This window comes from Bacillus sp. TH50 (genome assembly GCF_016650565.1).
Lineage (GTDB): Bacteria > Bacillota > Bacilli > Bacillales > Bacillaceae_G > Bacillus_A > Bacillus_A mycoides.
In genome coordinates this window covers 137,045-159,147 of the sequence record NZ_JAEKFM010000003.1, presented here as the reverse complement: position 1 = coordinate 159,147, position 22,103 = coordinate 137,045, and the positions used below count along the sequence as shown (strand labels likewise).

27 protein-coding genes and 2 pseudogenes are annotated in these 22,103 nt (G+C 32.0%); 13 read left to right on the top strand and 16 right to left on the bottom strand.

From position 1 onward, the window contains the following. Positions 1-162 precede the first annotated feature (162 nt). From JFU23_RS00755 to JFU23_RS00710, 10 genes and pseudogenes are all read left to right on the top strand, one after another. Positions 163-609 (top strand): NUDIX domain-containing protein, encoded by a 447-nt coding sequence (locus JFU23_RS00755; protein ID WP_002032390.1) that lies wholly within the window; start codon positions 163-165, stop codon positions 607-609. A gap of 199 nt (positions 610-808) precedes the next feature. Beyond that, positions 809-1,084, top strand: coding sequence for a heterocycloanthracin/sonorensin family bacteriocin (locus JFU23_RS00750; protein WP_002032388.1), 276 nt, complete (start codon positions 809-811; stop codon positions 1,082-1,084). A gap of 168 nt (positions 1,085-1,252) precedes the next feature. Continuing rightward, positions 1,253-1,558, top strand: a pseudogene (locus JFU23_RS00745) (penicillin-binding protein); the annotation flags it as partial. Positions 1,559-1,589: 31 nt separating this feature from the next. Beyond that, entirely contained in the window at positions 1,590-1,733 is a 144-nt protein-coding gene (locus JFU23_RS00740; protein ID WP_002013225.1) for a hypothetical protein, read from the top strand. 279 nt (positions 1,734-2,012) lie between these two features. Further along, the gene (locus JFU23_RS00735; protein WP_201031099.1) at positions 2,013-3,221 is read left to right on the top strand and encodes an L-lactate MFS transporter; all 1,209 of its coding nucleotides are present in this window, start codon (positions 2,013-2,015) and stop codon (positions 3,219-3,221) included. Positions 3,222-3,400: 179 nt separating this feature from the next. Next, complete coding sequence (locus tag JFU23_RS00730; RefSeq protein WP_002085307.1) at positions 3,401-3,817, top strand: GNAT family N-acetyltransferase; 417 nt, start codon at positions 3,401-3,403, stop codon at positions 3,815-3,817. Positions 3,818-4,001: 184 nt separating this feature from the next. Further along, positions 4,002-4,484 carry an NUDIX hydrolase gene (locus JFU23_RS00725; protein WP_201031098.1) on the top strand — a complete coding sequence of 161 codons (483 nt, stop codon included), beginning with the start codon at positions 4,002-4,004 and terminating at the stop codon, positions 4,482-4,484. Continuing rightward, positions 4,433-5,563 (top strand): DNA polymerase III subunit beta, encoded by a 1,131-nt coding sequence (gene dnaN, locus JFU23_RS00720; protein ID WP_201031097.1) that lies wholly within the window; start codon positions 4,433-4,435, stop codon positions 5,561-5,563. The genes JFU23_RS00725 and dnaN overlap by 52 nt, the downstream gene beginning before the upstream one ends. 22 nt (positions 5,564-5,585) lie before the next feature. Then, positions 5,586-6,101 carry an NUDIX hydrolase gene (locus tag JFU23_RS00715; RefSeq protein ID WP_201031096.1) on the top strand — a complete coding sequence of 172 codons (516 nt, stop codon included), beginning with the start codon at positions 5,586-5,588 and terminating at the stop codon, positions 6,099-6,101. A gap of 142 nt (positions 6,102-6,243) precedes the next feature. Continuing rightward, entirely contained in the window at positions 6,244-6,489 is a 246-nt protein-coding gene (locus tag JFU23_RS00710) for a hypothetical protein (RefSeq protein ID WP_201031095.1), read from the top strand. 58 nt (positions 6,490-6,547) lie between these two features. Here JFU23_RS00710 and JFU23_RS00705 read toward each other — a convergent pair whose 3' ends face one another. Continuing rightward, positions 6,548-7,510: an MBL fold metallo-hydrolase gene (locus JFU23_RS00705; RefSeq protein WP_201031094.1), complete on the bottom strand. Its 963-nt coding sequence runs from the start codon at positions 7,508-7,510 to the stop codon at positions 6,548-6,550. Positions 7,511-8,254: 744 nt separating this feature from the next. Here JFU23_RS00705 and JFU23_RS00700 point away from each other — a divergent pair. Next, positions 8,255-8,650, top strand: coding sequence for a RidA family protein (locus JFU23_RS00700; protein WP_201031093.1), 396 nt, complete (start codon positions 8,255-8,257; stop codon positions 8,648-8,650). Positions 8,651-9,390: 740 nt separating this feature from the next. On the opposite strand, the gene JFU23_RS00695 is transcribed toward JFU23_RS00700, so the two are convergent. The 6 genes and pseudogenes from JFU23_RS00695 to JFU23_RS00670 all read right to left on the bottom strand — a co-directional run bounded on the left by JFU23_RS00695 (position 9,391) and on the right by JFU23_RS00670 (position 13,866). Continuing rightward, positions 9,391-10,206 (bottom strand): YwqG family protein, encoded by an 816-nt coding sequence (locus JFU23_RS00695; RefSeq protein ID WP_016120278.1) that lies wholly within the window; start codon positions 10,204-10,206, stop codon positions 9,391-9,393. 78 nt (positions 10,207-10,284) lie between these two features. Continuing rightward, positions 10,285-10,692, bottom strand: coding sequence for a DnaJ family domain-containing protein (locus JFU23_RS00690; protein ID WP_002136558.1), 408 nt, complete (start codon positions 10,690-10,692; stop codon positions 10,285-10,287). A 21-nt stretch (positions 10,693-10,713) separates the two neighbouring features. Further along, positions 10,714-11,910 (bottom strand): annotated as a pseudogene (locus JFU23_RS00685) (alpha/beta hydrolase-fold protein). Positions 11,911-11,997: 87 nt separating this feature from the next. Then, on the bottom strand, positions 11,998-12,360 hold the full coding sequence (locus tag JFU23_RS00680; protein WP_002127600.1) for a hypothetical protein: 363 nt from the start codon (positions 12,358-12,360) through the stop codon (positions 11,998-12,000). 270 nt (positions 12,361-12,630) lie between these two features. Continuing rightward, positions 12,631-13,002: a YxiJ-like family protein gene (locus tag JFU23_RS00675; protein WP_201031091.1), complete on the bottom strand. Its 372-nt coding sequence runs from the start codon at positions 13,000-13,002 to the stop codon at positions 12,631-12,633. Positions 13,003-13,014: 12 nt separating this feature from the next. After that, positions 13,015-13,866: a patatin-like phospholipase family protein gene (locus tag JFU23_RS00670; protein WP_201031090.1), complete on the bottom strand. Its 852-nt coding sequence runs from the start codon at positions 13,864-13,866 to the stop codon at positions 13,015-13,017. A gap of 179 nt (positions 13,867-14,045) precedes the next feature. On the opposite strand from JFU23_RS00670, the gene JFU23_RS00665 reads away from it, so the two are divergent. Then, positions 14,046-14,423: a PH domain-containing protein gene (locus tag JFU23_RS00665; protein WP_201031089.1), complete on the top strand. Its 378-nt coding sequence runs from the start codon at positions 14,046-14,048 to the stop codon at positions 14,421-14,423. A gap of 121 nt (positions 14,424-14,544) precedes the next feature. On the opposite strand, the gene JFU23_RS00660 is transcribed toward JFU23_RS00665, so the two are convergent. The 5 genes from JFU23_RS00660 to JFU23_RS00640 form a co-directional block, all read right to left on the bottom strand. Continuing rightward, positions 14,545-15,069, bottom strand: coding sequence for a GNAT family N-acetyltransferase (locus tag JFU23_RS00660; RefSeq protein ID WP_201031088.1), 525 nt, complete (start codon positions 15,067-15,069; stop codon positions 14,545-14,547). Continuing rightward, the gene (locus JFU23_RS00655; protein ID WP_002013255.1) at positions 15,009-15,530 is read right to left on the bottom strand and encodes a YfiT family bacillithiol transferase; all 522 of its coding nucleotides are present in this window, start codon (positions 15,528-15,530) and stop codon (positions 15,009-15,011) included. Before JFU23_RS00655 ends, JFU23_RS00660 begins: the two co-directional genes overlap by 61 nt. Positions 15,531-15,553: 23 nt before the next feature. Further along, entirely contained in the window at positions 15,554-16,075 is a 522-nt protein-coding gene (locus JFU23_RS00650) for a GNAT family N-acetyltransferase (protein ID WP_002127596.1), read from the bottom strand. A gap of 63 nt (positions 16,076-16,138) precedes the next feature. Continuing rightward, positions 16,139-17,461, bottom strand: coding sequence for an FAD-dependent monooxygenase family protein (locus JFU23_RS00645; RefSeq protein ID WP_201031087.1), 1,323 nt, complete (start codon positions 17,459-17,461; stop codon positions 16,139-16,141). A gap of 80 nt (positions 17,462-17,541) precedes the next feature. After that, positions 17,542-18,321 carry an undecaprenyl-diphosphate phosphatase gene (locus JFU23_RS00640; protein ID WP_002013258.1) on the bottom strand — a complete coding sequence of 260 codons (780 nt, stop codon included), beginning with the start codon at positions 18,319-18,321 and terminating at the stop codon, positions 17,542-17,544. A gap of 156 nt (positions 18,322-18,477) precedes the next feature. Between JFU23_RS00640 and JFU23_RS00635 the strand changes: the two genes are divergently transcribed. Next, positions 18,478-18,684 (top strand): hypothetical protein, encoded by a 207-nt coding sequence (locus JFU23_RS00635; protein ID WP_002127593.1) that lies wholly within the window; start codon positions 18,478-18,480, stop codon positions 18,682-18,684. A gap of 126 nt (positions 18,685-18,810) precedes the next feature. On the opposite strand, the gene JFU23_RS00630 is transcribed toward JFU23_RS00635, so the two are convergent. The 4 genes from JFU23_RS00630 to JFU23_RS00615 all read right to left on the bottom strand — a co-directional run bounded on the left by JFU23_RS00630 (position 18,811) and on the right by JFU23_RS00615 (position 22,103). Further along, positions 18,811-19,191: a nucleotide excision repair endonuclease gene (locus tag JFU23_RS00630; RefSeq protein WP_002013261.1), complete on the bottom strand. Its 381-nt coding sequence runs from the start codon at positions 19,189-19,191 to the stop codon at positions 18,811-18,813. A gap of 77 nt (positions 19,192-19,268) precedes the next feature. Beyond that, on the bottom strand, positions 19,269-19,832 hold the full coding sequence (locus JFU23_RS00625; RefSeq protein ID WP_002141923.1) for a GNAT family N-acetyltransferase: 564 nt from the start codon (positions 19,830-19,832) through the stop codon (positions 19,269-19,271). Between the two features lie 74 nt (positions 19,833-19,906). Continuing rightward, entirely contained in the window at positions 19,907-20,473 is a 567-nt protein-coding gene (locus tag JFU23_RS00620) for a YybS family protein (RefSeq protein ID WP_201031086.1), read from the bottom strand. A gap of 199 nt (positions 20,474-20,672) precedes the next feature. Next, positions 20,673-22,103 (bottom strand): PQQ-dependent sugar dehydrogenase, encoded by a 1,431-nt coding sequence (locus tag JFU23_RS00615; RefSeq protein WP_201031085.1) that lies wholly within the window; start codon positions 22,101-22,103, stop codon positions 20,673-20,675.

Sequence of the window (22,103 nt, the reverse complement as noted above, 5' to 3'; positions counted from 1 at the left end):
AAATTATTAGTTTTAATTAACGTATAAACGAGAACTTGTAAAAGATACTCTTGCAATTATCAATGAAATTCACCCATATGAAACACCTATGATTTATATTATCCCGCTTTTAAATGAAAATTTTCGAGCAAGTATAAAGTGAATGATTAGGAGGAATACAAAATGAAAAGTAAATTCCATCATATTGTACGAGCTATCATGATAAAAGATGAAAAACTACTAGTCGCTGAATACATAGGCCATCACTATTTTTTACCCGGTGGCCATGTTGAAATTGGGGAATCAGCAGAGAATGCACTAATAAGAGAGTTACGAGAAGAACTTGGAGTAACTTGCAGTATAAAACAATTTTTAGGCGTCATAGAAAATCAATGGCAAGCCAAAGAAACCCTCCACCATGAAATTAACCACATTTTTGAAATAGATTCAAATGAGTTAAAATCCGATTTCACTCCAATATCTAAAGAGTCCCATTTAGCATTTCACTGGATTGATTTTAATAAAGAAAATATAAATTCCTATACAATAATGCCGACACCTTCAGTAAAAGAATTACTAGAAAGAAAATTAAGTGATGAACTATTAACTTGCTGGATTAGTAACTTTTAATTGTCTCTATTTATATTAATTCCGTCCACTAAAAGAATATAAAGAAAATAGGCTCATAAACAAGGTACATCACCTAGTGTAAAGTCATATTTTGTTGATGTACGCATTTAGTCTATAGCCTTATTTCTACTTTATTTTTAAAAGTAAATAAACTCGGAAATTTGGACGGAATTTACATTTGTAAATGGAGGGTTTCATAATGAATGAATTTCAACAAGAACTACAAGCGTTAAACCTTAATGCTTATCAACCTGGTAATGTTGTGTATTGGGATCAGCAACAAAATCAATATCCATATTACTACATTCAAGACGATGCACGTCGTTGTGGCGGATGCGGTGGCGGCGGACGTTGTGGCGGTTGTGGTGGTCGCTGTGGTGGTTGTGGCGGCGGACGTTGCGGCGGTTGCGTAGGTTGTGTAGGCTGTGTTGGTTGTTTCAGCTGTTCTAATTGCTGGAACTGGTGGATTATTTAAGTACTATAGATCAATAATATTTCACATGAAAGAAAAGTGCAGATGCAAAGTTATAATGTATTGAAACTTTTCTTTCATGCTGTTATTTTTATATGTTTTAGGGGGATATTTATTTGTACAAATATGAAAAATTAATTTCATGGGTAGAAAGCATTAAAGAGACAAATTACGAGCTTACAAAGTCCAGAGTATACAAATAAAGAACTACCTCAAAACGGGTTGTTTTGGTTCGTTCAAAATGAACCTTCTTTATTTAGCGAACTTGGTGAGCGAGTTCCTAAAGGTTCCTATCAAATATTAGGAATTACAGGACCAACGATATTAGTCATTCCAGAATATAATGTCGTCGTTGCTAAAATGTACAATAAAAGATACAACTATGGTGGGCATAATTATTTATATTATTTACGTGAATTTAGCAATTTAGTCGCTGATACATTTAGTAGCAGTAAAAATACTATGGTTAGGGTATAACTACTCCTATAATAAAAAGGAGTGAACTTTAATGAAAAATGAAGTGAATAAAAATAAAAAGCAAAATATAAAGGATGTAAACACAGAACAAAACGCGATTTATAGCGATCCGAAAGATGCAGCTAATATGCAAACTGTACCGCAGCCGAAAGACTTTGAGGAAATTGAATATTAATTTTCTCTCCGACTTATTTATGAAAGAAAAATACGTCTTAAGTCTCATCACTTTCAGCGAATTATTTGATAACATATATACATAAGCATTCGAAAATGTCTTATCTTAACAAAGCTTTCTTTAAATGCTGTATATAACCTACAAAAAGGCACTTCTTGATGAAGTGTCTTTTTTGTGTAAGCTAACTCAATTTCCATTTTCCGTACAGTATCTTGCAACTTATCATGGATATACTAACTGTGAAAATTCATGTCATGATAAAAGAAGGGGACAGTTAGCATGAAACAAACATCTATAAATCCATTGCTAATTGTTCTAGGTACAATCATTGTTCAAATTGGCCTAGGAACAATTTACACATGGAGTTTATTTAATCAACCCCTTGTAAGTAAGTTTGGATGGAACCTCAATTCAGTCGCGATCACGTTCTCAATTACGAGTTTTTCTTTATCATTCTCAACTCTATTTGCAGGAAAGCTACAACAAAAATTTGGACTTCGTAAACTTATCGCTACTGCAGGAATTGTTTTAGGACTCGGTTTAATACTTAGTTCACAAGTTTCCTCATTACCATTACTTTATTTATTAGCCGGTGTTGTCGTTGGGTACGCTGATGGAACAGCATATATTACATCACTATCTAATTTAATTAAATGGTTTCCAAACCGTAAAGGACTTATTTCTGGTATATCTGTTTCGGCATATGGAATGGGAAGCTTAATCTTTAGATATATAAACGGAAATCTTATCAACAGTCTTGGAGTATCACAAGCATTTTTATACTGGGGTATTATCGTCTTACTATTAGTGTTGATAGGATCATTCTTCTTACGTGAAGCAATTGTAAGTAACACTACAACTGAAACATTACACAATGATTATACGCCGCGTGAAATGATGAAAACGAAACAAGTATATCTCTTATTTTTCATGTTATTCACATCATGTATGGGCGGACTGTATTTAATCGGTATGGTAAAAGACATCGGTGTGCAGCTCGTTGGTCTTAGTGCAGCGACTGCCGCAAATGCCGTCGCAATGATCGCAATCTTTAATACAATAGGTAGAATTATTCTTGGAACGTTATCAGATAAAATAGGCCGATTAAAAATCGTCTCGGCTACATTTATTATTATTGGATTATCCGTCTTCACTTTAAGTTTTATTCCACTAAATTACGGAATTTATTTTGCTTGTGTAGCAAGTGTCGCCTTTTGCTTTGGTGGTAATATCACCATATTCCCAGCCATTGTGGGAGACTTCTTTGGATTAAAAAACCATAGTACAAACTACGGGATTGTTTACCAAGGTTTCGGATTTGGTGCACTTGCAGGATCATTCATTGGAGCACTACTTGGCGGATTTCAACCAACCTTCATTACAATCGGTGTTCTATGTGTTATATCTTTCGTTATCTCTATAGTAATCCGCCCTCCAAATGCAGAAAAGAAGAAGGAAATAAAACAGTTAAATCGAAAAATAGCTTAATGCTAAGAAAGAGTCCTTATGCTAGGGCTCTTTTTCATTACAGCATAATGTATAAACAATGGATGCCATTCAAAAAATCTAATTTTGTCCCTGTACTTATTACATAACTAACATTAAAGAAGATAGGAAATTCCGATTATTAAATTGAATAAATAATGTAAAGGGGCGTGATAGTTAAAATGCAAATAGTAAAGCAATGGGTACAAGAAGATAGTGATTACATAAGAGAAAAAGTAATTGAATATAACCAAAAACAACTTTCAAATGAAGAAAAAACACCTTCAGAAAAGATTAGTTTTATAGTGAAGAATGAAAAAGAAGAAATAGTAGGAGGGATAACGGCAATCACATTTTGGCACCATGTATATGTTGACTTCCTATGGGTTTCTGAAGAATACAGGCATGAAGGTTATGGAAGCAATTTAATGAATCTTATTGAAGAATTTGCAATAAAAAAAGAATGTAGGCTAATCAAATTAGATACTTTTAGTTTCCAAGCCCCTAATTTTTATAAGAAGCATGGATATAAAGTGATAGGGGTAAGTGAAGATTATCCTAAAGGGCATAATCATTACTATTTAGAAAAAAGGTTATAAATGAATCATTAAAGAGTGTATTATGATTAATCTTTTTCAAAATATGCTCTTTTCTTTTGTGTGTCTATGAACACGATATCGTTTCGTATTAGTTATTTACTCAAATTACTTTTTATGAATCAAAACAATTTAATGATAGAATAAAATAAAGACAGAAAATTTTCACCATTCAAGGGGGTTACATATGAAAAAAGTAAATGTTACATACGCACTTCTATATGATGAAACTCATGAAAAGCTATTAATGGTTAAAAACAAAGGGGAAAATGGTTCTTATTACACTTTACCAGGTGGAGCAGTTAAATTCGGGGAAACGTTAGAAGAGGCAGCAATTCGTGAAGTGAAAGAAGAAACAGGGCTAGACATATCCGTAAAAGGGGTTTGTTCCATTAGTGAAGCCTTTTTTGAGGAGAGAGGACATCATGCAATCTTCTTTAATTTTTTAGGAGAAATAATCGGAGGGGAAATCTGTATATCACGGCCAAAAGAGATTGAGGAGATTACCTGGATGGAATTAGATTCAGCAGAACCTTATTTACGTATACCAGAACACTTAAAAAGCCTTTTATTCATCAATCTTCATAAAGATAGTATTTCATTTAAGGCGGGGGAAAAATGGAGTTTATCGTTAATCACAAACAATTTACACAAGCTCTTTCAGAAGTAAGTAAAGCTATCTCAACAAAAACTTTAATTCCTATATTATCCGGAATAAAGATAACAGCAGATCAATCTGGAATTACTTTAATCGCAAGTAATTCGAATATTTTCATTGAAAAATTTATACCCATTTCAATTGAAGACGAACAAATTACAACTATTTTAAAAGCAGGGAGTATTGTTGTACCAGCAAAATATTTCATTGAAATTATTAAGAAAATGCCAAGTGATATTTTAATAAAAAGCATGAATGAGCAGTTGATTACAATTCAATCTGATGAAATTACTTTAAACTTAAATGGACTCTCGGCAAATGAATTTCCTAATGTACCATTTTTAGACGCACATACAGAAATACAAGTAGAGACGGAACAATTAATTGAAGTCTTTAAACAAACTGTCTTTGCAACTGCTAAAAATGAATCTAGACCAATTCTTACTGGCGTACATTTCGTTATTGATCATAACAAATTAATTTGTGCTGCTACTGATTCGCACAGACTGGCTTTACGTGAAATACCCATTTCTTCACATGCGAAATTAAATTGCATTGTACCAAATTCCACTATTAGTGAACTACTAAAATTAATGAACAGTAATTTAAATTTAGTATACATATATCTTTCAGAGAGTCACATTATTTTTAAATTCGGTACAATTACGTTGTATTCAAGACTTATTGAAGGAAAATATCCTAATATATCCGGCCTAATTCCAAATGAATCCCAAACAGTTATTAATATAGATAGAAAAAAGATTTTACAAGGTGTAGATCGGTCAAGTTTATTGGCAAGTGAATGGGCAAACAACAACGTTAACTTAGAAATCATCGACGAATGCACAATACAAATTTCTTCCAACGCTTCTCAAATTGGTAAAATATCCGAGACACAACAAATAGATGCTATTCACGGTGAAAAGCAATTAAATATATCTTTCGATGGACGATATATGGTCGATACTTTAAAAGCAATAAAAGAAGATAGAGTTACTTTAAGTTTTGGTGGTTCCATGAGACCGATATTAATTGAAGCAGGTGAACAATCTGCAGCAGTATATTTAATATCGCCTGTTAGAACTTATTAAGAACAAAGAAAGGAATTAAATTATGTACAAGCACACTTTATGTTTTATAAAAAGAAATGAAGAAATACTTATGTTAAATAGAGAATATGATCCTGTAAAAGGATTATGGAACGGTGTAGGAGGGAAGATAGAAAAAGGAGAAACACCGTTAGAAAATGCAATTCGTGAAATAAAAGAAGAAACAAATATAGATGTTGAACAAAATCAAATTCAATTTAAAGGCATTATTAAATGGGAGGATTCCTCATATTCTGGTGGCATGTATGTCTATTTAGTAAAGCTACTTAATGAATTTACATATCACACTCCAAAAAAAGTCTCAGAAGGAATTCTAGATTGGAAAGAGGTATCTTGGATTCTAAGTAACTATAATTACGGCGTAGGAGAGATGATACCTAAATTTTTAACTGAAGTACTTTATAATGAATTAATATTAGAGCATTCTTGCGTTTTATCAAATCATAAATTAATAGAGTATAAGAATAAAGAATTAGCTAAGCAGACCAGCCCAATAGATTCAATACATAAATTAGCGTAAGCAGTAACAGAAAATAGCTAATGTAGTCGAAGTGAAACTAAAGATAAAATTTAACGTGAGGGAGAGTATTTTAAATAGCAGGAAAGCAAATATAGTAAAGTAGTAATTAGGGGAGATTAGTATGTAATAGAAGGAGGAGCTCATGAAAAAAGGAAATCAATTATTTTGGATATATATAACTAGTATTACTATTATAATACCTTTAATTATTTACTTAGCATTGGCAGCCTCTAGCGAAAAAGATACTCTTACTCAAATGAAAAAAGCTCCCAATATCCCATCTGCTATTCAAGATTCAAACGATATGGAAGACCCTACAGGATATTGGACAACAGAAAAGATGAAAAATGCAATTCCAGTAGATAAAACAAAGAATTTTAATAGATGAGTCATAAATGAATAAAAAGCGAACCATCAATATTAAATTGGTTCGCTTTTTATTATACTTACACTTCTCGCCACCAAGCAGCCGTAGGATAATCTTTAGATTGTAACGTAATGGCTTCACCGATTTGTGGCGTTGCAATATTAACCCCTAAACGATTTGCTTCTTTCGTAACACGTTCAATAGGATCACTCCATTCATGTAATGCTAACGTAAAAGCACCCCAATGAATAGGAACAAGCAATTCTCCTTTAACGTCAATATGAGCTTGTACTGTTTCTTCTGGCAACATATGAATAGCAGACCATCTCGTATCGTACTGCCCGCATTCCATTAAAGTAAGATCGAATGGACCATAATTCTCACCAATTTCCTTAAAGTGAGGAGCATAACCACTATCACCACTAAAGAAGACTTTAGTTTCTTGACCAAGAATAAGCCATGAACACCATAACGAACGATCTTTATCTGTCATACTTCGTCCAGAGAAATGCCTTGCAGGAGCGCAAACTAACTTAATATTATCAAACGTAATTTCATCCCACCAATTATGTTCACTAATTTTATTAGGTGAAACACCCCATTTAATAAGATAACACGCAACTCCAATCGGGACATAAAAATGCTTCGCATGATCTTTTAACCGCATAATACTTTTGTAATTTAAATGATCATAGTGATTATGAGAAATGATAATCGCATCAATTTCTTGAAGTTCATCATGTTCTAAAGAAAAAGCACCACTATACCGCTTACTATTAAACACAGGAAATGGGGAAGAGGCATCTCCAAACATAGGGTCTAATAACAATTTTTTACCTTCTATTTTCAAAAGAGAAGCAGAATGCCCAAACCATGTCACACTCTCTAAAGATTCATTATTTTTATTCGATAAAACAATAGGTAAATTCTTTACAGGACGTAGCTTTGTTTTCATTTTAAAGTAATCAGTCATTAAACCGATAATATCTTTCGGATTAAAACTTACATCAGTCGGAATTTGATTCATATATTTCTTTTTCATTAGTTCTCCTTTTTACGTTTAACAATATACGTATGTTGTTATTGTAGCTAATTGTAGTTTAAACTATATCATTTTACCTTTCATCTTAAATGCAGTACATTTCATAAATTCTTCAAATTTATTATTTGGATATATAAAATAGAATTCATTTAGCAGCAGCTAAAACTAATATTATGTATTTGTGAATTGTTTTGTTTAAGTACATTCTTTCTTATAAACAACAAAGACCGTATGTTTCTTTATATGTTATAGAAGCAGATAGGTAACTAATTATCCAAAGGAAGGAGAGTCTATAAATGCTGGAAGAGAGAAAAAAGAAGTCAAAATGTAAACTATCAAATAGCAATAACTAAATGTAGAATTCTAGATAACCTTAGTATAGGTATTAACATAGCTATACTAAGGTTTTTTATTTGAAATCATTAAAGGATACTTATCTTTAAAAGAATACTTTGCAAGCAGCAGATACTCAAAAGAAATAACTTACGAAGAATTTTTTATTTGGTGGTATCACTTTTTCTATACAAAAGTAACTGAAGAATTAATACAAAAAGGCGTAATTATAACAAGCGCTCAAAAAAATCAAACGTACATAATCTATTAAAAACTTTAAATTAAAGTGACTAATATACTTTTGCATATGTAGCAGCTGAATGATGTATAGACAATAATTAGTAAATAGAGGATAATCCAAAATTAAAACCTAATACAAAGAAAATAAGATATTAAAAGGAGAGAAGAGCCATGCAAAAGAAATTTATCAATCCAGAAACAATGCCAGCAACTTTTGGATACTCACATGTAGTCGAAGTTAGTAATGCTAAACGAACCATTTACATATCAGGACAAGTAGCAATTAATACTGACGGTCAAATAGTTGGAATTGATGATTTAGCTACACAAACACGACAAGTATTTGAAAATATTAAAATCGCATTAAAAACTTCAGGCTTAAATTTTAATGATGTAGTAAAATTAACATTTTTCTTGACGGACATTTCTCAAATGGCCATTGTTAGAGATATTCGAGATCAATATATCAACACAAACAATCCACCAGCAAGTTCAGCTGTAGAAGTTAACAAACTAATTCATGACGAACTATTAATCGAAATTGAAGCAATTGCTGTAGCAAACTAATTTAAAAACTTATCATCAATTAAATTAACATCGAAGCAATTTGTTTAAAGTTAACGATTAAACAAATTGCTTTTTTGTCTTAACTAAAATTTGTTTGCGGCATTATTTATGAAAATAAACAACAAAAATATATTAGAACAATTTATCTAAGCTATTAAGCTGTATCAATTCATATAACACACAACCAATCATGAACAAACAAAGAAAAGGGAAGTGTAACAACCGAGACCAATGTGTAATAAGTTTATTACTTTTTTCTAGTTAACATAATATATATTATACGAAGTTGTATAGAGTAAGTGTTTATCTGTATCAAAAACCAAGTAAACTATACTTAATGAGACGAAACGGGGATTTTTAATGAGATTCACATAAAATCTTATCTAAATGAATTTCTACAGTTTTTATCGTTTATTTTGCTATAAATTAATCACAGCAAATCTTAATCGATTAATTATCGTTTAACGAATCAAAAAAATTTTGATTCGCACAGAATTTTTTTATGCGAAATAAATTTTTCTATACAAATGATAAATTTCATTTTATGTTTTGCTTTATAGATTTATTGCTAATTACATATGTTTTATTATTTTATATTTTTGTTGTTATTTCTTTTATTTACGCTTGACTTTCATTGTATTCTTCATTTTAGTTAACATAACGTTTATTTTTAACGTAAAAAAATCCTCCTCACCTTCAGGAAGATTTCTTTTGCTAGCTAGTAATCCATTTATCTATTTTTAGTAACAATCCCAATTGTAAATAACATTGGAAAAATCTAGATTTAATAAATCGTCTTTCTTTATAAAGAAATTAGCAACACCAGAATCTCCCCACATAATATTTAATGAATCATCTGTATCGATTTGCAGCAATAATATATCATGTTGCTGGTATTTTTCTTCCCATTCCCTTGGATCTGTCTGTGTGAAAAATGGATAACCACCAATTTTATGCCCTTGATCTTTACATAAATCATCATACAGTTCGCCTAATTCTGTATTATTTTCTTCATCAACAATTTCTTCCCAATCAATTTCCTCACTAAACATCTTTTCAAATCGATAATCCCTTGATGTTACGGGCTGATAACCCAATTCAAACTTTAATTTCGCTGCTTCAGGTATGATAAAGTCCTCTAATTCTGAAGTGTTTAAATAACTAAAATCAGTAATAACCTTATTTAAATCTTCTATAATTGTAGAATGATAAATAATTCGAAAGTCTTTTTGGATTGTTGGATGATCAAAATCTGCTCCGTAAAGCTCATCTTCAGCACTTACGAAAAACTGTAGCATACCCTTTTGAGGCATATATTCAACATGCGGCATTTCTTCAAAGTTTAGCTGCGCAAGTAACATCATAGGTTGTCCATTTGAATCTTTAGGATGCTCTTGATCTATAGGTAAATACGGATAACCACCAAATTTACTCTCAAAAAGCGTTGTCTCTGCTAATGTTCCAGACGCTTTAATATAAGGTTTCACACTTTCTTCTAAAATACTACGATACTGCTCTAGTTCTTTCGGAATTTGAAGTTGATACGTATTCTTCATTACATTTGCCTCCCCTTAATAATGAATTGAAAATGCCCTACTTAATTATATAGCAACAGATAACTTCATTGAAAATCGTTAAATATCCGTTTTAACCCTCATTTTTTGCGCACTTGGCGGACAAAGTAAATTATGTTCTGAGACCTTTTTATTAATAGTTGTAATTAACATAGCTGCTTCTACATTATCCGTTAGTTCTTTTAAATTTTCTTTTAGATGATCTATTTCCTTTGAAAGTTCAATCCACCTAGGCAAAACATGATTATTTTTCAAAGTTCTATAAAGTTGCTTGTCAGGATTATACGAAAGATCTTTATCAAGATTAAGAGGTTTCCCTTTCCCAGGTAAATCATTAAACGCTCCTGTCTTTTCTGCCTGTTTAACGATAGAGCTAATATGATCCTCATACGTGAACGACCAAACTTTTTCATCTTTAACTAAAATTTCTTGTTTTTTAAGTTTTTTATCTAGCTCATCTTGATTCATAGATTCTCTCTCCTTTTTATTTTATAGTGTGGTTTTTGTATGTTTTAATGCTTTCAACCCATCAAATAACTTTTCTCGCCACCAAACACCGTCATGACCGCCTTGAAACTCTTCATAAGTAATTTGGTATCCTTTTTCTTTTAAAACTTTATACAGGCGTCTATTAGCCGTTAAAAGAGGTTTGTTTTCAAGTTCTCCTGCTGCTATATAAAAATGAGGTTGACTCGTATTGGAATCTATAGATGAAATTTGATTTTCAATCCAAGGAATTTGATTTTCATAACCATCCTTTTTCCAATGCACGGATCCAGACATTGACAACACGTTTCCGAAAACATGTGGATTTTGAAGCGCTGCATAAAAAGCTGCTAAGCCACCAAGACTGAAACCAGCAATTGTTGTATGATTCTTTTCTTGATATACGTGATACCTAGCTTGAATCCATGGAAGTAGTTCCTCCGTTAAAAATGTATTCATTTTATCGTTATAAGTTAGCTCTTCTAGTCGATCAACGGGTTCTATTGCAACAGCAATACAAGATGGGATTTCTTTTTCGTATATTAAATAATTGAGTGTTCTTGCGATTGAAAGGTTATTAATGAATGAATTCCCATCAAACACAATGAGAAGTTCTTGAAGATGTGAAGTGTGAGAATATTCATGAGGCGTATAAATATAAATTTTACGTGTGTCATTTAAAATCGTACTATGAAAAGAATATGTTTCAATTTTTCCAGATGGATAATGATCTGAAGGAAAACGACTGCTATACTGTACTTCCATTCCTATGTTTAACACAGACGCTTTATTGGCATCTTCTCCAAATGTATTTTTATTAAATCGATCTAGTTGGTACTTTTCACTGCGCTTTATCCAATCATTTTCGAAAAAATCGTTTACTGAAAAATAGTACGTTGAAATAAAACTCTCATCCGTCCTAAACGTTACATACCAAATATCTGTCTGTAACAACCGTTGTAGTTGATTTACAGACAGATCCCAACCAGGAAAACTACCGAATACATAAACGTTTTCAGTTTTTTGATCCCCTAACCATATATACGTTATAAGCTTATACTGATTTTCTACAGGACATTGTTCTATTAGTGGCGTATTATTTGACTTTATTTCATGCAAAAAAGTATAAATTGCTTTCTCGTTTCCTTTTTTTTATTGATTATTAAGCTCCTCTAACTTAGGACTAATTATTGAAGTCACCTATCTGCCTCCTTTGTATTTCTTTCTTTTCACTAGATTGCTTTTATAAAATTTAGGATTAGTATGTTATATATTTAGATGAGTTATTTATTTAGAAGGTTTATCAATTGCCTGAATAGAAAGTTCCAACGCTTTTATTCTTCTTTCTAAAAGTGTTCTTTGAGGACTACCAGCCTTAGACTTATCATAGGCTCTCTCAATTGATGGAAGCAAACCAGCAAGGATATTACGAGCTTCTGCTAACTCTTCTTGGCTATACCGATGACTTTCTTGATTCCACACGTTCTCTAACACTGCTAGCCCTATACAAACGGCTTTAAGTCTTTTTTTCACTAAGGTAGTATTTGCTCCCTTTTGAGTCATCTGTGAAAAAGCATTTTCAAGTTTACGAATTGTCGATTGTAAAGATTTTATTGATTCCAATTTATCTATATTTGACACGTTTTCCATGTTACTATTGTTCCTCCTGGCTTAACTTATTTAATACTGAATATAATAAGTACTTGATTTCACTCGAAATATTTTATCATAAATAACTAACTATATTCGAATTGGATAATGGATTAAAGGAAAATGGTATCTAAACGCCTCTCCCTCCTTTACATCATTCTATATGTACTTCTTTCTTCGTATTAGAATCCCTATATAAACAAGGTATTAAAATTGTATTTTTTATGAACAAAAAAACGCACAAGCAGCATAACTTGTACGTTTTTATTTTTATTCAGTAAGATAATACAGTAATAGTTTCCGGTCCTTCTCATAATTCATGAAATCTCTATACAAAATGGGATACTTCACAATTTCTGTTTCTATAAAACGATATTGCGGAAACCATTCAAAAAACGATTTCTTTAGCCACTTTATTTGATCAAACACAATCTCCTTTTCATTGTTATTAAGTATGTAACTTAAAGTACCTGCTGTATGCATCCAATAATAATTTAAATCAGCGCTTATGCAATCATCTTCTGTAAACATATTATTAAAATCTTTTCGTATTTTTCGAAGGTCACAATTCGGAAACGGTTTAAGCAGCGGACTATGCATTTTCTGCAATTCATTAAAAATAACCTTTTTACCTAATAGCAATTTTCCACCCCTTTATTTCCTTACCCAACTTAATAATTTTTCATAATGATGTTGAGCATCTGTATAGCCAAGATTATATAGGTTAACAAGTTTCTCTTTATTTCTTTCTATTCCGCTTATAGGAAGCTGTGCGCTTGGCTGAATTACATAAAAATTATCTTTTTGTTCGTTGTGATTCATATAAGATACAGTTTCATTATAAAAACGATAATGTTCTACTAAATGCTCTGCGATTTTTGGATATCTTCTATATAAAATTTTAGCTAGTCCAGAAAATTTATTACGCTGCTTCTCGTATCCTTCTGGCTTTGTCATTATAACAACGTTTTTTAAATAACCATCATTTTGCGCTTTTAATACTGGAATAGGATCTATAATCCCTCCATCTAACAATTTTCGATTATCATATTCTACAGCAGGTGCTATAAACGGCACAGAGCTTGATGCACGAATAATTTTTAAAATATCATTTCCATGTTCTGTTTTATTAAAATAAACTGCCTGTCCTGATTCACAATCAGTCGTTCCGATTACAAACTGTTCATTTGAATTTAGGAATGTTTGAAAATCAAACGGTACAATTTTGTTTGGTACTTCATCAAATAAAAAATCCATTCCAAATAATTCACGTTTTTGAATTAAGTTTCGATAAGATATATACCTGTGATCTGCTACTAGCTCTGTATTCACTTTCTTATTTCTTCCTTTTTGACGTGACAAATATGTTGCGCCCATACACGCTCCGGCGGATACACCGACTACATACGGAAAGAATAAGTCCCTTTCCATAAAATATTCGAGTACTCCTGCAGTATATAATCCTTTCATTCCGCCGCCTTCTAATACTAAACCGATATTTTTCATGCTATATCCCTCTACTTCTGTTTTCTTAATTATATGTTAGCACAAGATTTTAGGATGAGGTTATATAAATTGGTTGCAATAATAACAAAAAACTATTGAAGCAATGTCATAATCTATTAGTCATTCGCATGGTACAATATAAGAAACTCATTCCACATATTATAAAGGAGGAATTTCATATGGGTTTATTTAGTGGTATTTTAGGAAATGCATCAAGTGCGAGTACAGAAAGCGTTGAACGTGATTTAGAAAAGATTATGCTAGACGATGAGAAAGTTGAGCATGCTTATAAATTAATTCGTGATTTAATCGTATTTACAAATCGTCGTCTTATTTTAGTAGATAAACAAGGAATATCAGGTAAAAAAACAGAGTATCATTCTATTCCTTATAAAGGCATTACACAATTTAGCATTGAAACAGCTGGGCATTTTGATTTAGATGCAGAGCTTAAAATTTGGGTATCTAGTATGGATGATCCAATTACGAAAGAATTTAAAGGTGACGATAGTATTTTAAGCATTCAAAAAGCGTTAGTAACATATACGACGAAATAGTTCATTTTTGTATATTTATTCGAATTCAAAATTACTAACCCGAACTTTTTGGAAGAATATACATTTAAATTGTATATTTAATCTAAAACAGTACAAAAAGGTAAAGCATTTAAAATGTGCTTTACCTTTCTTTTTTATAATAAATTAATGTTGCTTTATCATTTAATTTCTTTTTAAATTCCGTTCTTATATATCCCATCTTTTCGTATAGAAAACAATTTCTTTCTTCCTCTAAAATTGTAGCAAGCTCCCAAGTCGTTATTTCCGGAAACATCTCCTCGATTAAAATTAATACTTTTTGAGCAATTCCGTTCCCTTGATAGTTTGGAATAATAAACATCGGACTTATCCAAAATTTAGATGCCCCTTCTTTACGTGATATACATATCGCGCCGGCAAGATTCGTATTTACGAAAATTTTATAAAATCCACCGTCCAAATTATTTATTCTTGAAATCATTCTTTCAATACGTTCATTTGCCGGACTTGTTTCATAGTCCTTATACTTTTCTAATAATGAACTAAATGATTCTACTTGCATTTGAAATATAATCTCTGCATCAATTTCTGTCGCCTTCTCTAATGTTACCAATTTAAACGCTCTCTTAAAGAAGTAATATGAGCTGTATGATGACGACCGTGCCATGCATATAGTCCAATTGCAGCAGCAAGTTTTGTTTCTCCTGATTCAGGATGATTAAATGTCTTTTCTAAATCTGCCGGTTCTAAAGAATATAATAAGTTAATCCATCTTTTATGTAATGAATCTAGCATTACAAGTGAAACATCTACTGGTAATTTCGAGTCAGGTAGCTCTGCCCATTTTTCTTCTTTGTACGGTTTAATAGTTGGATTCTTTTCTGTCAGTGCTAATTTAAAGCGTATGTAGCTATTCATATGACTATCAACAACATGATGAACAACTTGGCGAACAGTCCATCCACCGACGCGATACGGTGTATCTAACTGCTTCTGATCTAAATCTTTTATCGCTCTTGCTAGTTCATTAGGTAAATCCTCTATTTCTTGAATCCATTTATCAATTATTTCTTCTGTAATAGTTCCTACGTAAGTAAATTGACCTATTGGATAACGTAAATCCTTCATGTACATGTCCCTCCCTATTATTTTTAACCCTTAGTAGTCCTCCAAATATAATGTACGAAATTTACGTTTTCTCCGTTTAAATCTACAGTAGTTGTCTCCGCTTCCTTTTCACGAGAAAATCCGTTCTTTTCTAATACAATTTGTGAAGCTATGTTATTTGTTGTTGTCATAGCATGTATTTCATTAATTTCATAGACTCTTGCTTGAGCCAAAATCAATTTTACAGATGCTGCTGCAACTCCTTTTTTTGTAAAATCCTCTCCAACTCGGTAGCCTAACGACCCAATTCGTTTTTCCTTATCTACATCAACTAAATTGATACGTCCTACAATTTCTTTTTCTGTATTACGTATGAGATGAAAATAAGAAATCCCCTCAGTTTGTTCTTTTAATAGTTCGGCAAGTTGCTTTTGAAAGTATTCATACACGTAATAATTAGAGCCACGACTTGGTACCATTGTTTCAAAAAATGATTTGTTCGTGAGTTCAAAATTAAATAAATCTTCAGCGTCTTGATTCTTTAATTGTTCTATGTATATTTCCATCCCGTTTACCCCTTCTTGATTTACTAACTGTTATACATTCTTTTTTAAACGATAATTTTCCTGCTATTTCTTTCGTCTGAGTAATACAGTAAGTAATACTCTAGGATGAAAAAGATGAAATGGACTACGAATTAAGTTCATAACTCTGACTAACCGAATATAAATATCAGAATCACTTGCAGAAAGTTGATATATTTGTTTCGTATACCATTGCTGAAATTTTTGTTTCGTAGTTAATTCTTTCTGTAACTTAGGATGACGTGCTATCTCCGTTGTGGTCATTTCCCAAGGTGTTTTGATAATCATAGCAGTCTTCCTATAAAACTCTCGAGTTAATGTTTTATCAAGCCTTTTTCTCCCTTGAAGAATTAGTTGCAATTGGTGAGCTTCCATAGCTGCAACTGAAACACCTTGTCCGAAAACTGGATCAAAACGACAATGCGCATCTCCAACTACTAACAATCCTTCAGGCAAATTATTAACTAGATCAAATCGCCTGCGTACTTGATATGGAATTTTGTACGTTTTTATATCGGTAATCGCCTCAGATTTGTTTAGAAACTCTGTAACATTAGTGATTGATAGGTTTTCAGCAAAATCATAAAATTCATCATCTGTTTGCGGTGCTTTTTCATTTGCATATCCACTAAAAGTAACAAAATAACGATCATCTTCAATCGTTTGAATTAGAACACCATAAGGATTCTCAGGAAAACTTGGAGACATAAGCATATCACAGCAGTCTAATTTCTCTTTTTCTTTGAGCCTAAACATTCTAGTTGCGTAAAACAAATCAATTCTTACTTTCTCTTCTTGTACTTCGAAATTGTATTCTTGTAACCAATCTATACTTTTCGAACCAAATCCACTTGCATCAACAACAAGATCTGCATGAAATTCTTCTTTCATTCCTGTTTTCAAACATTTAGCTGTTATTCCATAGACTTTATTAAGTTTGTTATCTACTAGTAATCCTTCAACCAACATTTCATACTTCGAAGTAACATTTGAAACTTGTTCAATTCGTTTTTGAATATGCGATTCTAACAGAAGACGACTTTGTTGAATCATATTTATTTCGCCTTTGAAAGGCTGCTTCCATAGGCCGAACTGATGCCATTTTAAATCGCGAGTAAAGTTATTTACGATGCTACCTACTTCAATTAATTCATTAGTAATGTTAGGAAACAACTCCTCAAGTGCTTCTTCGCCGCCTTTTAATAACACATGCGGATGATTACTTTGCGGAACTCTTTTTCGCGGACCATTTCCATCCCATTCTTCACCAGCTTCTACAATGATTACTTCTTCAAACGTATTTGATAAAGCCTTTGCGGCGAGTTTTCCTGCGATACTTCCACCAATAACAATAGCCTTAGTAAACATTTTTTCCCCCTTAATGAAAAGAGATCCTGTCGTGTATGAATGGAACAGGATCTTAACTAATAATTCCTTGATAATTATATTTAAAACACCTGTGTGAATTGCAACATTAAAATTAAAATACCTAATCCCCATACGTAATACGCGAATACTTTTAAAGAATGACGTTTTAAATATTGAATCATCCATGAAACTGCTATGTAACCAAAGAACGCTGCTGATAATGTTCCGACAATTAGTGATGTACTAGAAATAGATTCAGCTTTCCCTTGAAAAACATCTGCAAATTGCAAGATGATAGCTCCGACAATAGCTGGTGTTGATAATAAAAAGGAAAAGTACGCCGCTGTTTCGCGGTCTAACTTTCTCCATAATGCAGCGACAATTGTCATTCCAGAACGGGAAATTGCTGGAAATATAGCTACTGCTTGAAATGAACCAATTATGAATGCATCTTTATATGTAATATCATTCATTTTTTTACGACCGTTCTTTTGTTTATCGGCCATATAAAGAAATAAACCCGTCACTAAAAACTCCCAACCTATTGTTATACCTGTTTTTGAAATATCTTCAAAAAAGTCTTTAAATAATAAGCCGATTACAACCGCAGGTATCGTCCCGACAATAAGTAATAGCATAAGCTTTGAAAATGGATTTTTTATTAAATAAATAAATTCTTTTCTATAATAAATAAACACCGCAAGTAACGTCCCTATATGCAGCATCGTATCTAAAAACAAACCTGCCTCATCTAACTGAAAAATATGTCGCCCTAAATATAGGTGACCTGTACTGCTTATAGGTAAAAACTCTGTCAGCCCTTGAATAATTCCTAAAATAAAAGCTTCTAGCCAATTCATGATGATCTCCTTTCTCATTTGCTTGTACCAATATATGATGCTTTAATTTTTGTTATGAAAGAAAATATATTTCTCTTGGGGATTTACTTTAACCTTTATTTAGAAGTTATGGATTGCGATAAAGATGGATATATATGTAAAAAAAGGAGGGTTTACATGGAGAAACACACAAAATTAGGCAACATATTACTTTGGATTGGACCAATTCTTGTGTTCTTAGGCTTATGTATGACAAATGTAATTACAGACATACCTTTCTTCGAAGGAAAGCATAAAACTTTTGGAATTATTATGTTATTTATAGGGGTACTTTGTTTAATTGCCGCTCATTACTTTAAAATACGAAAAAATTCTGCCGATTAAATAATCTATTCCCTTATAAGGAGGAACAAATGCGAGGAAAATCATTACGGACAAAAATTACAAAGCTATATAAATAAAAACAATCCTAGTGTATGTACTAGGATTGTTTCATTTCGCTAATGTTGTTTATTTATAAAACACTTTATCAACGTTATATTTCGCTTTGTACTTATTAATGATGTATGTTTCGTAAATTTCTCTTTCAGTTGGATCTTCTACGATACATGCATCGATACGGTATACTTCATCACGATTATTTTTGATTGGTGAAACATTATCTTCAAAATGCTTTTTAATACGTTGTCTAATTTTACGAGCTTTACCTACGAAAAGAAGTTCGTCATTAATATTGTAAAACATAAAAATGCCGCCTTTATCTCTAGGGAACAAGTGGAAATCGATAAAACCGTTAATTGGAGTAATTAATGGCTCGTCTCCTTTAATAACTTGGTTACGTTCAGTAATTGAAACATCAGCTTCAGGAATATTAATTTTAATCAAGTTCATTCACGTCCTCTTTTATTATAAAGATAAATAATAGCATAAGTATGTAAGAAAAGCTATGTTAAGAGAGATATTTCATTTTATAATTCAAATATTATAGGTATATCATGTAAACTTTTTTTCCAAATCATATGATCGTTTGATTCGCCCCAATAATCCTTCAGCACATAACTAGGTTTTCCAAACTTTTTTGTCCATATACTTTGTGCTTTTTTGTATCCACTATCTAAACAGCATTCGGTTATTCCTCTGCTAAGTAATGTAAGATACATTGTATTTAGTAGTAAACTCCCTATACCTTTTCTTTGATACTCCGGAAGTATAAATACAGTTCCTATTTCATACAAATCCTTAAGTACACCGTCTGTACAACTATTAATCAATGCACTTGCTGGACCGATTTCAATCGTTCCAATGATTTTATCGTTACTTGTATCTATTGCTAATAAAAAATAACGATTTTCTCCATTACTATCAAAATCATTTTTTAAATATTTCTTTTTCGAGTTAATTTCATTTTCTATGTCATCTAATAGATGTGATAACCCTTCGTTTTTAAATGTATTAGTAATAACAAGACGAAAAAACAAATGTAATTCATCTAAATCATTCGAATTCGGCCTTCTAATTTCAATGTTATACATGGCTTACATCTCCAACCTTTGAAAATATATGAGAAAGTGTATTTGTTCAAAAAGATTTTATGCAATTGTTAAGACTATACTTTATATACTCTATTCATTATTATTCTACACAACTCTGCATAGATCCAGCAGTATAAAAAACTCAGTATAAATATTAATGTAATAACTTTTATATCCATAGTCGTATGAATAGTAGGACCAAGTACAGGAAAACGGAAGATATCGAGAATGATCATAATTCCTATAAGTAAACATATCGCTGAAAAGGAAATTACCCAAATCATCCTCTTGAATTGTAAAAAGGATACTCCTAACGCTATACCTAATAAGCCTGTAGTAAAGGGAAAGACAATTAGTTCACTTGGCTCAATAATGAATAATAGGAAAATAGTAAGAATATAAGAAAGTACTCCCTCACGAATAGAATAACAAATAGCCAGAAAAATCGGTAGCGTCGCGAAAGGACTAATAAATAACCCAATTCCAGGGATTAAGTTCCCCGCAGATTGAAAAATAGCAGCAAATGAACCGAGTAATGCTGTAATGACTAACCTACTTGCAGGCGTCACCTTTCTTTTATGGACAAAATTTGCATCCTTCTCTATCATCCATTGATACCAATAGCTTCTAAAGCGATTCATCAAATTCCCCCCCTAAAGAGACTTAATTCACCACTTTCTATTTTTATTCAAATACTTATTGGTTATGTTTTACTTTCTGCTTGTTAGGAGTCACTATACAATAGATGTTTATCCATAGAAGGTTTTTTAAGAGGCGCTAAGTCGTGCGTTTGAAAAAGTATGAATTCCATATATTTTTAGACTAAGAGTTTATACCGTATCATGGAACAATTTCAAAAATAGTACCTTTGTTAAAATCCGTTACTTTCATAGATCCATAGACCCCTAAATATAATCTAGTTTGATCTCCGTTGGTTCCCAAGCTCATATAATAAGCTGCTTGATAACCAAAATCATAATTGGTTTCAATAACATGAAAATCATTACGTTTATCGTCTATACTTGCCCTAGTATATGCTAAAACACCTTTAACTGGAGACTGAGATTCTTCTTTCTTAGCAAGATCAGTAAACACGATACTACCAGTTAAACTAGGAATTGTAGTTCCCATATATGGTTGTACTCCTGTAAGTGAGGTTCCTCCAAACTTATCTGCTCTGGAATCTTTATGAAAATAACTAATTAGGGGCTGTATGCGCCTCACTGATGTTTCTATTGTATCATTATAATAAGCCATTGTTCTCTCATCCGAAGTAGGATTCTCAGAACAGTGCCTTATAAAAGAAGTAGGAAATTCTCCTTCCCATCCTCGCCAACCAAAATTAATAAATCCATCTTGATTGGGAGTGGATCTCATTAAATGCGTTTGAACAAGTTCGGTAACCGGTATGGGTTTATAATGAACAAACGAAAAAATAGACTCTACAATATCCTGCCCGACATTTCCAGCATATTTGATATACTGATTATAAAACCTTTGAAATGAAATACCTGTTATATTCCGAACTCCTTTCGCAATTACTGTAAGTGTTTCTTGTATAGATAAAGGAAACTCATTAAAGCGTGTAACTACTGGAGGGTTATTTATGAATGTATTTTTACTTACATCAATTTCAATTATTTTACCCGCTATTTCTAAATCATCCTGGCTTAAGTTAAATGGATCATAACCCGATTCACCATCTCCATTTGTAAAAACAAGTTTTCCAGTCTCAGGTGAAAAGTTTAAACTATTGACTCCGTTATGATTAAAAAAGGGCCTTCTTATGTTAAGTAATGTCCGTCGTTTTTGAGGTTGACTATGTGATTGTAAAATCCATTCCTCAACCGTATCAATATGATCATATTGAGTATCTCTATTTATCCACTTTAAGTTTAAAGTTTTCGGATCACATGGATTAGGTTTAAAAGGTTCAGAAAGGGCACTCGGACCTTGAGTGCCAGCTACTGAATAATGAAGGTAAAATAAACCGTTTTGATAAAATTGTGGATGAAACGCTAGTCCTAGCAATCCTCGTTCATCATATCCAGTACCAGAAACACCTTCTTCAGACTTACCTAATTTTATGATTTGCGAGCGAATATCTAAAAAAGTCCTTATAACTCCGTCTCCTATGTAAAAGATTTCTCCTACCTGGGTTGCAATAAATAACCTTTCAATTGAGTCACCTGGTAGTATAGTTGTTTTCAAAACAGTAGGTAAATTTAACTTACTTGCAATGGGCCGTAAACTAACCTTAACTTTTGTCAA